14 protein-coding genes are annotated in these 13,440 nt (G+C 58.0%); 6 read left to right on the top strand and 8 right to left on the bottom strand.

Translation table 11 applies throughout. From position 1 onward, the window contains the following. Positions 1-8 precede the first annotated feature (8 nt). The 6 genes from lepB (at position 9) to pdxJ (ending at position 4,553) form a co-directional block, all read left to right on the top strand. Positions 9-863: a signal peptidase I gene (lepB, locus tag AC788_RS11240; RefSeq protein WP_049860725.1), complete on the top strand. Its 855-nt coding sequence runs from the start codon at positions 9-11 to the stop codon at positions 861-863. Between the two features lie 52 nt (positions 864-915). Next, entirely contained in the window at positions 916-1,293 is a 378-nt protein-coding gene (locus AC788_RS11245; RefSeq protein ID WP_049860762.1) for a DUF4845 domain-containing protein, read from the top strand. After that, positions 1,290-1,979 (top strand): ribonuclease III, encoded by a 690-nt coding sequence (rnc, locus tag AC788_RS11250; RefSeq protein ID WP_049860726.1) that lies wholly within the window; start codon positions 1,290-1,292, stop codon positions 1,977-1,979. The genes AC788_RS11245 and rnc overlap by 4 nt, the downstream gene beginning before the upstream one ends. Continuing rightward, entirely contained in the window at positions 1,972-2,874 is a 903-nt protein-coding gene (gene era, locus AC788_RS11255) for a GTPase Era (RefSeq protein ID WP_049860727.1), read from the top strand. Before rnc ends, era begins: the two co-directional genes overlap by 8 nt. A gap of 207 nt (positions 2,875-3,081) precedes the next feature. Next, positions 3,082-3,768, top strand: coding sequence for a DNA repair protein RecO (recO, locus tag AC788_RS11260; protein ID WP_049860728.1), 687 nt, complete (start codon positions 3,082-3,084; stop codon positions 3,766-3,768). 41 nt (positions 3,769-3,809) lie between these two features. Continuing rightward, positions 3,810-4,553: a pyridoxine 5'-phosphate synthase gene (gene pdxJ, locus AC788_RS11265; RefSeq protein ID WP_049860729.1), complete on the top strand. Its 744-nt coding sequence runs from the start codon at positions 3,810-3,812 to the stop codon at positions 4,551-4,553. A gap of 93 nt (positions 4,554-4,646) precedes the next feature. On the opposite strand, the gene nadE is transcribed toward pdxJ, so the two are convergent. The 8 genes from nadE to AC788_RS11310 form a co-directional block, all read right to left on the bottom strand. Next, entirely contained in the window at positions 4,647-5,474 is an 828-nt protein-coding gene (gene nadE, locus AC788_RS11270; RefSeq protein WP_049860730.1) for an ammonia-dependent NAD(+) synthetase, read from the bottom strand. A gap of 195 nt (positions 5,475-5,669) precedes the next feature. Continuing rightward, positions 5,670-6,011, bottom strand: coding sequence for a CopM family metallochaperone (gene copM / locus AC788_RS11275; RefSeq protein WP_049860731.1), 342 nt, complete (start codon positions 6,009-6,011; stop codon positions 5,670-5,672). Positions 6,012-6,203: 192 nt separating this feature from the next. Continuing rightward, positions 6,204-7,190 (bottom strand): LacI family DNA-binding transcriptional regulator, encoded by a 987-nt coding sequence (locus AC788_RS11280; RefSeq protein WP_161804297.1) that lies wholly within the window; start codon positions 7,188-7,190, stop codon positions 6,204-6,206. Positions 7,191-7,383: 193 nt separating this feature from the next. Continuing rightward, a complete protein-coding gene (locus AC788_RS11285; RefSeq protein ID WP_049860733.1) occupies positions 7,384-8,637 on the bottom strand; it encodes a D-mannose isomerase in 1,254 nt (417 codons plus the stop codon). After that, the gene (locus tag AC788_RS11290) at positions 8,630-9,487 is read right to left on the bottom strand and encodes a glucose 1-dehydrogenase (protein ID WP_049860734.1); all 858 of its coding nucleotides are present in this window, start codon (positions 9,485-9,487) and stop codon (positions 8,630-8,632) included. The genes AC788_RS11285 and AC788_RS11290 overlap by 8 nt, the downstream gene beginning before the upstream one ends. Before the next feature lie 525 nt (positions 9,488-10,012). After that, complete coding sequence (locus AC788_RS11295; RefSeq protein ID WP_152965736.1) at positions 10,013-10,693, bottom strand: hypothetical protein; 681 nt, start codon at positions 10,691-10,693, stop codon at positions 10,013-10,015. Positions 10,694-10,808: 115 nt separating this feature from the next. Further along, positions 10,809-11,708 carry an SIR2 family protein gene (locus AC788_RS11300; protein WP_236690505.1) on the bottom strand — a complete coding sequence of 300 codons (900 nt, stop codon included), beginning with the start codon at positions 11,706-11,708 and terminating at the stop codon, positions 10,809-10,811. 1,061 nt (positions 11,709-12,769) lie between these two features. Then, complete coding sequence (locus tag AC788_RS11310) at positions 12,770-13,150, bottom strand: COG4315 family predicted lipoprotein (protein ID WP_049860736.1); 381 nt, start codon at positions 13,148-13,150, stop codon at positions 12,770-12,772. Between the last annotated feature and the right edge of the window lie 290 nt (positions 13,151-13,440).

The raw sequence follows: 13,440 nt of genomic DNA on the forward strand, positions 1-13,440 counted from the left end.
CGAGTCCTATGTCCCTAAATTTCCCGCTGTTGTTGGTTATCGCCGTAGCCGTTTGCGGTCTGCTGGCCTTGCTTGATCTGGTCTTCCTGGCGCCACGGCGACGGGCTGCGATCGCCAACTACGAGGGCAGCGTCAGCCAGCCCGAGCCGTCGGTGGTCGAACGCCTGGACAAGGAACCGCTGCTGGTGGAGTACGGCAAGTCGTTCTTCCCGGTGCTGTTCATCGTGCTGGTGCTGCGTTCGTTTCTGGTGGAGCCGTTCCAGATCCCGTCGGGTTCGATGATCCCGACCCTGGAAGTGGGTGATTTCATCCTCGTCAACAAGTTCTCCTACGGCATTCGCCTGCCGGTGCTGGACAAGAAGGTCATCGAGGTCAACGATCCCAAGCGTGGCGACGTCATGGTGTTCCGCTACCCCAGCGACCCCAACGTCAACTACATCAAGCGTGTGATCGGCTTGCCGGGCGACCGGATTCGCTACACTTCGGACAAGCAGCTGTACGTCAACGGCGAGTTGATCGCCCGCCAGCTGGTCGGCAGCGAGCCGGGCAGTCTGGGCAGCGCCGAGCTGTACAAGGAAAAGCTGGGCGAGGTCGAACACGTGATCCGTCAGGAAATGTCCCGCTACCGTGCGCCGCCCGACAGCCAGTGGACCGTGCCCGCCGGGCACTACTTCATGATGGGTGACAACCGCGACAACTCCAACGACAGCCGCTACTGGGACGACCCGTCGATTCCCAAGGAGCTGCTGGGCATGGTCCCCGACCAGAACATCGTCGGCAAGGCCTTCGCCATCTGGATGAGCTGGCCTGAACCCAAGCTCAGCCACTTGCCCAACTTCTCCCGAGTCGGGCTGATCAAGTAGCGCTGTCGGCGCCGTCCATGGACGGCGCCGAATGTTTTCCGAGGTGTCCGGCATGAACGCAGTGAAGTTTCAGCAAGGCATGTCCATCGTCGGCTGGTTGCTGACCCTGGCGGTGGTGGCGTTCGTGGCGAGCACGGCTTTCAAGCTGGTGCCGCACTACATGGATAACCGGACCCTCTCCCAAGCCATCGAATCGATCGGCGCCGACAAGTCCGCCCGAGTCGATACGGTGGGTGAATTCTATGGCCACGTCAGCCGGGCCATGCAGGTCAACAATATTCAGGATCTGGATTTGAACAAGGTTTTGAGCGTCACCGATGCGGGCAATGTGTTTCAGGCCCACCTCAAGTATGAAAAGCGTGAGCCACTGATCCAGAATCTGGACGTGGTAGTGAAGTTCGATCGTCAGTTCAGCGTGGTCAAGCCGTGACCGCTTCCCTCGGCCGCCTCGAGCGCCAACTGGGCTACACCTTCAAGGACCAGGACCTGATGGTGCTGGCACTGACTCACCGCAGCTTCGCCGGGCGCAACAACGAGCGTCTCGAGTTTCTGGGCGATGCGATCCTCAATTTCGTGGCGGGCGAAGCGCTTTTCGAACGCTTCCCGCAAGCCCGTGAAGGGCAGCTTTCACGGCTGCGAGCGCGCCTGGTCAAGGGCGAGACCCTGGCCATCCTGGCCCGCGGCTTCGATCTGGGCGACTACCTGCGCCTGGGCTCGGGCGAACTGAAGAGTGGCGGTTTCCGTCGTGAATCGATCCTGGCCGATGCGCTGGAAGCCTTGATCGGCGCCATCTACCTGGACGCCGGTATGGAGGCAGCGCGCGATCGTGTGCTGGCCTGGCTGGAAGGTCAGTTCGAAGGGCTGACCCTGGTCGATACCAACAAAGATCCCAAGACCCGCCTGCAGGAGTTCCTCCAGTCGCGCGGTGCTGAACTGCCGCGCTATGAAGTGGTGGATATCCAGGGCGACCCGCACTGCCGACAGTTTTTCGTCGAGTGTGAAGTCGTCCTTCTGAATGAGAAAAGCCGGGGCCAGGGCGTCAGCCGTCGCATCGCCGAACAGGTGGCCGCCGCGTCTGCCCTGATCGCCCTGGGCGTGGAGAATGGCAATGACTGATGCACCCGTTACCCGTTGTGGCTATGTAGCCATCGTTGGCCGCCCGAATGTCGGCAAGTCGACGCTGCTCAACCACATCCTGGGGCAGAAGCTGGCGATCACGTCGCGCAAGCCGCAGACCACCCGCCACAACATGCTGGGCATCAAGACCGAGGGCGAGATCCAGGCGGTCTACGTGGACACGCCGGGCATGCACAAGGGCAACGAGAAAGCCCTGAACCGCTACATGAACAAGACTGCGTCGGCGGCGTTGAAAGACGTCGATGTAGTGATCTTCGTGGTCGACCGCACCAAGTGGACCGACGAAGACCAGCTGGTTCTCGAGCGCGTGCAGTACGTGCAGGGACCGGTGATCCTGGCGATCAACAAGACCGATCGCATCGAGGACAAGGCTGAGCTGATGCCGCACCTGACCTGGCTGCAGGAGCAGTTGCCGAACGCCGAGATCGTGCCCATTTCCGCGCAGCAGGGGCATAACCTGGACGCGCTGGAAAAGGTCATTGCCGGGCACTTGCCCGAGAACGAGCATTTCTTCCCGGAAGACCAGATCACCGATCGCAGCAGCCGCTTCCTGGCCGCCGAACTGGTGCGCGAGAAGATCATGCGCCAGCTGGGTGCCGAGCTGCCGTACCAGATCACCGTGGAAATCGAAGAATTCAAGCAGCAGGGCAAGACCCTGCACATCCATGCCTTGATCCTGGTCGAACGTGATGGTCAGAAGAAGATCATCATTGGCGACAAGGGCGAGCGCATCAAGCGCATCGGCATGGAGGCGCGCAAGGATATGGAAGTGCTGTTCGACTCCAAGGTCATGCTCAACCTGTGGGTGAAAGTGAAGGGCGGCTGGTCCGATGACGAGCGCGCGCTGCGTTCGCTCGGGTATAACGACCAGTAATCCACAACCTGGCCTCGCGTTGGCCTTTTCGCGGCCACTGACCGCTCCTACGAGGAAGCACGTCGCCGAGCGTTCGCGATCTCTGTGGGAGCGGCCACTGACCGCTCCCACGGGGCAGCACATCGCAGGGCATGCACGGTCTATGTGGGAGCGGGCTCTGCCCGCGAAGAGGCCCGCTCAGACACCCGCCAATCCCGAGTCGCCCACATGTCGACCACCCCAACGCCACAACCCGCCTACGTCCTGCACTCGCGTGCCTACCGCGAAACCAGCGCCTTGGTCGACTTTCTCACCCCCCAGGGCCGCCTGCGGGCCGTGCTGCGCAATGCGCGCGGCAAGGCCGGCACCCTGGCGCGGCCCTTCGTGCCGCTGGAAGTCGAGTTTCGCGGCAAAGGCGAACTCAAGAACGTCTCGCGCATGGAATCCGCCGGGGTGGCGGTATGGATGCTCGGTGACGCGCTGTTCAGCGGCCTGTACCTCAACGAGTTGATCATTCGCCTGTTGCCCAGCGAAGACCCTCATCCTCAGGTGTTCGAACACTACGCCGCGACCCTCCAGGCGCTCGGTGCCGGGCGTGCTCTGGAGCCTCTGCTGCGCTCCTTCGAATGGCGCCTGCTGGACCAGCTCGGCTATGGCTTCGCCCTGGACATGGACGTCAACGGTGACCCGGTGGCAACCGACGGCTTGTACCGCCTGTTGGTGGATGCCGGCCTGGAGCGAGTCGAGCTGCTGCAACCCGGACTGTTTCAGGGCGCCGAATTGCTCGCCATGGCCCAGGCCAGTTGGGAAACGCCAGGCGCGCTGGCCGCAGCCAAGCGCCTGATGCGCCAGGCCCTGGCCGTGCACCTGGGCGGTCGTCCGCTGGTCAGCCGCGAGTTGTTTCGCAAGCCCTGACCAACACGTATGCTGTGCCTTGGATTTTTCGGAGAGTTCTCGTGGATACCTGTAACCGCATTCTGTTGGGCGTCAACATCGATCACGTGGCGACCTTGCGCCAGGCCCGTGGCACGCGCTATCCCGACCCGGTCAAGGCCGCGCTCGACGCCGAGGAAGCGGGCGCCGACGGTATCACCGTGCACCTGCGCGAAGACCGCCGGCACATCCAGCCGCGCGATGTGCTGCTGCTCAAGGACGTCTTGCAGACCCGCATGAACTTCGAAATGGGCGTTACCGAGGCCATGCTGACCTTCGCCGAGCAGATTCGTCCGGCCCATGTGTGCCTGGTGCCCGAAACCCGTGAGGAGCTGACCACCGAGGGTGGTCTGGATGTCGCCGGACAGGAAGCCAAGATCAAGGCCGCGGTCGAGCGCCTGAGCAAGCTGGGCTGCGAAGTGTCGCTGTTCATCGATGCCGACGAGCGCCAGATCGAAGCCTCGAAGCGCATCGGCGCGCCGGCGATCGAACTGCACACCGGCCGCTACGCCGATGCCCAGACCCCGAGCGAAGTGGCCGCTGAGCTGCAGCGCATCGTCGACGGCGTCGGCTTCGGCCTGGGGCAGGGCTTGATCGTCAATGCCGGCCACGGCCTGCACTATCACAACGTCGAGCCGATCGCAGCGATTCGCGGCGTGAACGAGTTGAACATCGGTCACGCGTTGGTGGCCCATGCGTTGTTCGTCGGGTTCAAAGCGGCGGTGGCGGAGATGAAGACGCTGATTCAGGTAGCCAGCAGGGGCTGAAAGCAAGGCTTTCGCGGCCCATGATCGCTTCTACGCTATTCCGCCCTCTGTAGGAGCGGTCAGCGGCCGCGAACGGCTCGCTGCGGTCCCTGCTCAAGGCGCAAACGGCAACTCCCGCTTGTGGCGGGTCTGGTCGTACGCCTTGACGATGATCGCATAGGCTTCGTCACCCACGGGCTCGCCGTGGAGGAATGCGTCGATCTGCTTGTAGCTGACACCGTGGGCGTCTTCGTCCGGCTTGCCGGGGCGCAGCTCTTCGAGGTCGGCGGTTGGCACCTTCATCACCAGGTTATCCGGCGCGCCCAGGCGGCGGGCGATGGCGCGTACCTGATTCTTTACCAGACCGCTCAGGGGCGTCAGGTCGCAGGCACCGTCACCGAATTTGGTGAAGAAGCCCATGACCGCTTCGGCCGCATGGTCGGTACCGATCACCAGGCCATTGTTGGCATTGGCAATGGTGTATTGCGCAACCATGCGCACCCGCGCCTTGACGTTGCCCATCACGAAGTCGCGACGGGCATCGCTCAGTTCCTGAAGCTGAGTGGTTTGCTGCGCCAGGCCCTGCACGGCGCTGGCAATGTTCACCGTTTCTTCGACGTCGGCGCGAATGAAGCGCATGGAAGCCGCTGCGTCGTCCTCGTCGTGCTGCACGTTGTAAGGTAGGCGCACGGCGATGAACCGGTAGTCGGTATCACCCGTGCTCGCGCGCAGTTCCTCAATGGCCAACTGTGCCAGGCGTCCGGCCGTGAGCGAGTCGACGCCGCCGCTGATGCCCAGCACCAGGACTTTCAAGCCTGCGCTGGTCAGGCACTGCTTGATGAAGGCCTTGCGGCGTTCTATTTCCTGATCGATGGCGTGGTCATCGGCGAACGGGGGGACCACGGCCAGGGCGGCGGCGATCTCGCTTTGGCGGTTGCTCATGGGCGGACTCCTTGAAGGTGGGGTTCGAGCGGGGAGGGTGAAAGCTTACATCGAAAATAGGGGGAGTGTTGGAGTGGTCATACTGGCCTCTTCGCGGGCAGAGCCCGCTCCCACAGTGTATGCACCTACAGTGGGACGCAGCGGGCTTGTGGGCAGAGCGGCGAAGGGGGCGGCACTCCCAGGCGAACGTCTACATCACTTCTGATGCTTCTTGACCCATGTCTCCATCTGGTCGATCTCGGCCTGCTGGGCCTTGATGATGTCTTCGGCCAGCTTGCGCATTTCCGCGTCCTTGCCGTATTTGAGCTCGATCCTGGCCATGTCCAGCGCCGCCTTGTGGTGGGCCAGCATGCCTTTGGCGAACGCCACGTCGGCGTCTTTTTCCATACCGCCTTCGTGCATGGATTTCTGCATGGTTTCCATGCTCATCATGTATTCATGCTGCATCGGCGTCATGTCGCTGTTGCTGTGCGACATCTCGGCAGCGAAGGCGGGGGCGGCCATACAGGCCAGGAGCAGGGCGACGGTGGTTTTCATGGTAGTGACCAATCCGAGAGTGGGTTCGATGGGTTGACGGGCAGCCGTGAGGAAGGTTCCGTGTGGGGACTGTTCGAGTGTACGCAATGTTTTCCGAAAACCTTCGCGGACGATCAAGGTCAGTCCGTGAAGGGGCGGGTTTATTGGTTATCGATTGGTGAAAGTACGTGCTGCATTCGATGAACTGAAAGGCTAGACATCCTGTTCTTTGCCTGGCTGATTTCTGTTCGTACTTGCTCTTGCTATCAGTCGAGGCATCGGTTGGCTGTCATCGATTTCGTCTTCTGGTTCCACGATATGGCTGAGTGCCCTTGCAACGAGAGTGTCCAGGTTCTGATCGAACGATGTCAGGTCGTAGCTTCTCCAGGCGCCGCCGGGTGTGTTGTCGAAGCCTATGATCATCACGTCCTCGGGACAGCGCAGGCCACCTTCTTTTCTGATGGCGTCCATGACGCCGAAGGCCATGAGATCATTGGTGCAGAACACGGCATCCGGACGGCTGCCGTCAGTGGCCAACGTACAGCCCCAATCGTATCCACAACGATAGGTGTAGTCGCCCTCGACCATGGTAGGTGCACAGGCATCAAGCGCCGCCAACTCCTGAGCAAAGCCCAGGCCACGTTCTCGATGCGCAATGTGATCTCCCGGACCGCCTATAAAAGCAAAACGGGTAGCTCCCCGTTCCACGAAGTGGCGCGCGGCCAACCGACCTGCGGCTCGATTGTCGCAGTTGATTGCCTTGATATAGTCGTTGGTAATCTCTGAGTTGAGCGTGACCACAGGGACGCGGTGAGCAGCGAGGGCTGTCGCTATATCATGTGAACCCACGGAGAGCGAACTGACGACGCCATCGATTCTGTACCCGGCGAAGTCTGCAACCACCGCGTCGAGCAGACGGTCACTTTCAACCTGGATGACCATCGCCTGTTTGCCACGAGCGCTGATGCCCTTGAGAAAGGCGTCCAGCGCCATGGTGTGGAACGGGTTATAGAAACCTCCAGCCACCACGGCAATGATGTGCGACCGACCGCTCAACATCATGCCGGGCAGACGGTTGGGCTGGTAGCCCAGTTCTGCCGCAGCTTCCATGATTCGTTTGCGCTTCGCTTCGGAGACGCTACCGCCCGCTGTGAACGCCCTGGAAACCGCTGACTGCGAGACGTTGGCCAGGCGTGCCACGTCGTGGGACGTGGCGTTCGTGCGCCCTGAAGACGTCATGAGGTCATGGGCCCGGTGGGTTGGCTATACGTGTGTGGATTCACATCAGGTTCCCTGTGTTCTCGCTGGAATGCATCGAGTATTGCCGATAGTCGTTCAAGCTTTGAAACGAAATTTCAACTACCTCGTCAGCAGAGTCCAGCGTTACCGCAGTTCACCTGTTGCAACGTGTTAGCACTGTAGCAATGGAGGGCGTGACGGGTAGGGTCGGCGTCAAAGTAGCTTGATAGGCATGATAAAGATCTGCTTTGCCTTGGTACACCTGACGAGAAGGTTTGCCCTGCGGATCAACTTCGTTGTGCCAGCTGCCAAGTTGTCTGTCGATCACGTGTTGATCGACATAATTCCAGAAAGACCGATACCAGTCTTCATATTGAATATCACCTGTACGCTTGAGCAGAGTGGCTGCTGCCGTGATGGCTTCAGCCTGGACCCAATGGGCTCTGTTCTTTACGCAAGGCCTATCATCCCAACCAATGGTGTAGACAATACCGGGCAGACCGTCTGCAGCCCAGCCGGTTTCAATACCCGCATTGAACAGTCCTACCGCATCCTGGAACAGCCATGCAGGCGCCTCTTTGCCATTGGCCAGAAGCGCAGCTTCCAGTTTCACGAGTAGGTGTGACCATTCGAAGAAGTGACCGGGCGTCATCCCAAAAGGACGCAGATCATCCGTGGGTTTGTCTTGGTTGTAGGTTTTATCGATGTGCCAGGAGGGGTCGAAGTGTTCGGCTACCCGATAGTGATTGGCGCGGGCATGCACATGGATCACGCGGGTCGCGATTCTGAGCGCGCGGTCCCGCCACAGGGGGGCATCCAGTACATCTGCCAGGGCCATGCACATTTCAACGCTGTGCATGTTGCTGTTGGCACCTCGATAGTGCTCCTCATCGCCCCAGTCGGCCGCGAAGCTTTCACGCATCGCCCCTTCGCTCTCTGACCAAAAGTGCCTTTCCAGAACGTTGACGATTGCGTCCAGAAGAACGCTCGCATTCTGCGCTCCTGCCACGCAGGCTGAGGATGCAGCCAGGCCAACGAACGCATGGACGTAGGCCAGCTTCCGGCCGCATACATCGGCAGCGTCGGGTAGCCAACCGTCGTTGACGGGATCGCGTAACGGACCCAACAGCGCCGTTACGCCATGTTCGACCAGTGGCATGCACCCGGGCAGGCCGAGAATGGCCCCCAGTGCATAGGCGTGTGTCATGCGTGCCGTGATGATGGTTTCAGCCACTGGATCGGCAGTCAGTTCACCGTGGTCATCAAGCGCGGCGAAACCGTTCGTCACTTTTGATTGTTTGGAAAATTCGAGTAAGCGCTGCCCCTGCGTATCAAGCCAATGGCTGTGTCTTGGATTGTCTATCCAAGCGCAAAGGGGCGGCGCCACATAGGCGAAGGCATTATCCATTGATGATCATCCCGCCGTTGACATGAATCGTCTGCCCGGTGACGAAGGAGGCTTCTTCACTGGCGAGATAGACGTACGCCGGCCCAAGCTCACTGGGCTGTCCAATGCGTTTCATGGGGACATCCTTGCCCATGTCGGCGACCATCTGGGGATCCATGGGGCCGAAACCGGCCGGCTGGATCGAGGTCCAGACAGGTCCCGGAGCTACTTCATTCACCCTGATGCCTTTGGCGGCCAGTTGAAGGGCAAGTGCGCGAGTAAAACCTGCTTGAGCGGCCTTGGTCGTCGAATAGGCGACAAGGAACTCGTTACCGGCGAAGGCATTGACCGATGTGGTGTTGATGATCGATGCGCCTTCGCCGAGGTGCGGCAGAGCGGCACGGCTGAGAAAGAACATCGCATGGACATTGATTTCGAAGTGCCATAGCCAATCACTGTCTGATATGTCGCTCAGGTCTTTGGCAACTTTCTGGATGCCGGCGTTGTTCACCAGTATATGAAGGCTGCCAAAAGCGCCGATTGCCGTGTCGATCACTTGTTTGCACGCTTTGGGGCTGCGCAAGTCGGCTTCGATCGAAAGCGCTTGCACGCCTTCCGCCTCGATCATTCGGATAGATTCCGCCGCGTCGTCTGCCTCCTCTGGCAAATGGACGATGGCGACATCTGCACTCTCGCGGGCAAAGTGGACGGCCACGGCGCGGCCGATGCCGCTGTCTCCGCCGGTCACGATCGCTTTCTTGCCTTGCAAGCGACCCGCGCCCTTGTAAGTAGGCCGGATATGCTCAGCAGGCGGCGTCAATTCGGTTTCACGGCCGGGCATGCGATTCTGGGATTGGGGAAGTATCTGCATTTCAAGACTCTCGATCAGGGGGTGTAAAACCTCTGATTTGAGCGAAGCAGATTCGTTGCATCGCGATGCAAAAAAAATTCAGGCACTCGCGATCAGTCATCGAGGCTTGAAAAAAAATCGAACGTTAACGCGGGCAAGGGATGTGCTGGTCTCCAGCTTGCGAGCTGGGTAGCACGAAGAATGTGCGGAAAAAGGCGGGGTAGGTGAACCCTTCAAGCCTCTTTGCAGAGGCTTGAAGGGGGCGGTGCGATTACGAGCTAGGGGTATTGAAACCTGGGATCACTGGCATAGTATTCATATAGGTCTACGTATACATTCGCACAGGCCAGTGTTAACGGGGATTTCATAAATTCTTAGCCGGTACGCTCAGGTGAAAACGTATACTTTTGGCCTTTTCAGCTTCGTTTTGAGAGTCGAAGTATACGCTTTATCAGCTTAATTTCGAACCCGGATTGGTGTGATGCTCCAGCCCCAAGAGCTGGCCAGTGACGCACTGAATAAAGGCTCCTTGGCTGTGCTACTGCCTCAGTACGCGATACTGACCGGCTCACCCAATCTCCTGTATGCCCAAGATCGGCGCATGACGCCGATGTTTCGCAGTTTCGTGGATTTGGCGATGGCGCGGTTCGGCAGCGAGTAGCCGGTGTGGACTGTTGCATGGTGTCGGGTTTTGACCTGAATCGCTGTCTCGTCAGTTGCTGTGTCTGGATGATAGATCGTCACGGCATGGAAGTTGTAAGCCAGCATGCCGAGGTATGAGTTGCAGAGGCTTTTAAGTGGTTCCAGTTTTTTTGGGGCAAAGCGATAATCATACGGGTCTGGTGCTAGAGCCTTCAGCGTTTCTTCCAGCGCAGACTCGAAATCTGGAACCTCGGTGGCGCAGCGCAGTAGCACATCCTTGAGATAGAGCTCGTCCCCGTGATGGAGGTAGTTTTCGTAGTGGTTGAGCACAGCCCTGTAGTTCTTCTGAAGAGTTTTGTCCTGCAGCAGCTGTGGCAGCGCCCTTAACGCATCAAACACTGGAGTCAGATCAGGCGGATTTGCGACATTGACCTGAATGTTCGTGATTCCGACGTTCACGCTTTTGAGCAGGTTGTTTGCCAATGCGAGCCGAGGGAGAAATTGCCCGTTGGCCGTGCGCCCGTAGACCTCTAACAGAGCTGCCGCGCGCTCGCAGCCTCCTGTGGGAGTTATGTCTGTTGCCATGACTGTGATCTCGCGGTAGTGGGACGTCATCCCCAGAGTCTACGTCAGCGATAAGGTGAGACTACAGCCTCTAATGGTTTATAGCGTTACCCATGCAGGTGGCCGGAGTAATTTCTCAAGCTGTATCATCGGATATCTGTGTTGAGATCCAGCACCCGCGCTGAGCAAGATCGCGGAATTTTCCCCAGTAGGGGCTCGATCCATTATCCCCACGGTTGTGGACATGGCTGATGCCGTTGTAGTCGCAAAGAATCAGCTTCAGGCTTGGGTTGGATTGCAAAGCTGAGTAGATCGGTTCGGAAAGATGGTCATCGTTAAACCCGAATCCTGACACAACTAGGCAGCTATTTGGTTGACGCAAAAACTCCAGAAATCTTGAAAGCAGCTCCAAGTGAGGTTGAAGAAACGCTTGCTGGTATTTTCCTTTTGCGGGATATATCAGGCACGCATTTTCCGGCGTCGGTCGGCTGTCCTCATAGACTTCATGACCCTCTCGGCTCCAGCTGACTGATCCGTGCAGCTTCAGCAGTTGAAAAATGCCTTCAGCAAACTCGTGGCTGTCTGCCTCCCTGCGTACGATGTCGTACGTGAAATGCTTGCCGTCAAACCGGCGTCTGCGGGTGTAAGAAAATCCGTCAATAATGACCATACCCAGTTCCGACGCTGCCGTTTCAAAACACATGTCATAGTTCGTCGTAAACACATTCAGGCGCGGGTCACGAACCCTCCTCCTAGCCAGCTTCTGGAGGAGTTCACGATATGCCGATATGTCTGAAGTGGGCAGGGTAATGAACGTTGAGCAAGCGTGTGGGATGTGCTCCTTCACGCGTGCGACAAACTCTTCAACGACTGGGTCGTCATTGAACGCCAGGTAGGCATCGCACTGTGACAAGAAATGCTCAATGTTCGGATTATCGCGCTCGGCGTAACGGACACGCTCAGTAACCTGCTGGCCAGCAGCTGTCAGCGCATGGGTCTGCGGGTCACACGTCGAGTCTTGCCATAGCGTCCACATGCTAGGCCCGCCTGGGTTACCTAAAGATGTACCGCTTCCAGCAAAAAACCTAAGTTAGGTACCTGAAGAGCAGACGAAAACATCTCGCTAAGCCTATTCCTGTTCGAGCTGATCACATTTTCATCATCAGGCTCGACGCCTTTCAGGACTTGATAAGCCTCAGCTGTCAGCGGCATCCACTCACTAGCACCTGGTGGAAGATATGCCTGCTGCCCTCCGTACGTGGGTGGAAGAGGAATTACAGGCAGTCGTGGTTGAGGGGCAAATGGGGGGGCACCGACTGGCATAGAACACGTTCCTGTGTTGTGAAATAAAAGCCATAAGGCCCCGGCCTTTCAACTGTTCCCAAGCTGCTTGTGTTGATATGTGCTTTGCATCATATCGCAAGCGGACTTGGCGACGTATGGGGGATCGCCAATACCGGAGCCGGGTCAGATGGGGAGTCCATGGGAAACAACTAGACGCCAAATCGTCGATCACATGCAAGCTGGCGAGTGCTGATCTTGCGGTGTCGCTGCTTCTTAAATGAACCTCAACCTTCGATATGTCCGTCCGCAACTCTAACTGCGGCACGCATTGCGTGCAAAACGTCAATTCCCATATCTCCGGTAAGCAGCTTGCACATCAGTCTGGTAGGAGACTTCCAGGACAAAACTTTTCCCCCCTTTTCCGGATGCTGGTAAACCACGGTGTTCAGATGTGCATACGCGTGGATGTAGGCAGCGCTGCTTATCCAGATATGCAAGTGGGCAGGTACGACACGAGGTAAGACGTTCAACGCTAGCCAATCGATCAGGCCAACGGTAACACCGCGCGCCTGAAGCTCCATCGCCAGCATTAGAAGCACTTAGTGTAAAAGGGCTGCTGCCTTGATAGCAGCAGTTTTTCTACCCAGATGATCCGCTTCGGCCACTATAGCGATCAGCGCAGCAAGGGTGTCCACGCTTGCCCTACGTTCGATTTTTTCGAGTAGAACTTGGCGAAAATGTCAAGTGCGTACTCTTCTGGCTTGCGCCACTGACAAAGCCATTGGCGCAAGCCAGCCTATTAATTATTTGACGTTACGGCTTGGCAACGTGCCAGACTTGGTTGACGCCGTCACCGGTTGTATCCCCTGGCTTGGTATCTTTGACCCAGCTGTAAAGTGGCATGCCTTTGTATGCCCATTGTTTTGTGCCATCGTCTCGAGTGACGACAGAGTAATCATGACCCGCTTTCGCATCTGCGGATACCGGCAAAGGTGGCCAGTTTGCAGCGCATGGCCCATTGCAGACCGACTTGCCCGAGGTGTCCTTACCGAAGGTATAAAGAGTCATTCCTTTCGCATCTACGAGTACTTTTCCCTTATCCGTTTCAGCAACCTTGACTGGCGCATCGGCGAACGCCAAACCCGACATGCAGCAGGCGGCAACAGCGACGGAGAGAATCATCTTTTTGAACATACGTATTTCCTTTGGTGTTTTTTAATTTTTAGAAGGCTCACCTGCTATTGGAAACAGCAAGCCATCAGACAGTAGACGAGCCACAAACAGTTTTATTCGACTCTGTAGAAAAAACGTCCCGGTATCATTTTTTGCTGGAATCCTGAGCTCCCCCGACCCTGTGCTTTACTCAATTTAGCAAAGCGACGCTCACGGTCAAGCATCACTAGCTCATCTCGATGAGCGACGGCGATTCATCATCCAGAACTCATCACGTTCACTCATTATTATTCACTTGGTCGTGGAGTATC

Source organism: Pseudomonas sp. RIT-PI-a, assembly GCF_001187875.1.
Classification (GTDB): Bacteria; Pseudomonadota; Gammaproteobacteria; order Pseudomonadales; family Pseudomonadaceae; genus Aquipseudomonas; species Aquipseudomonas coleopterorum.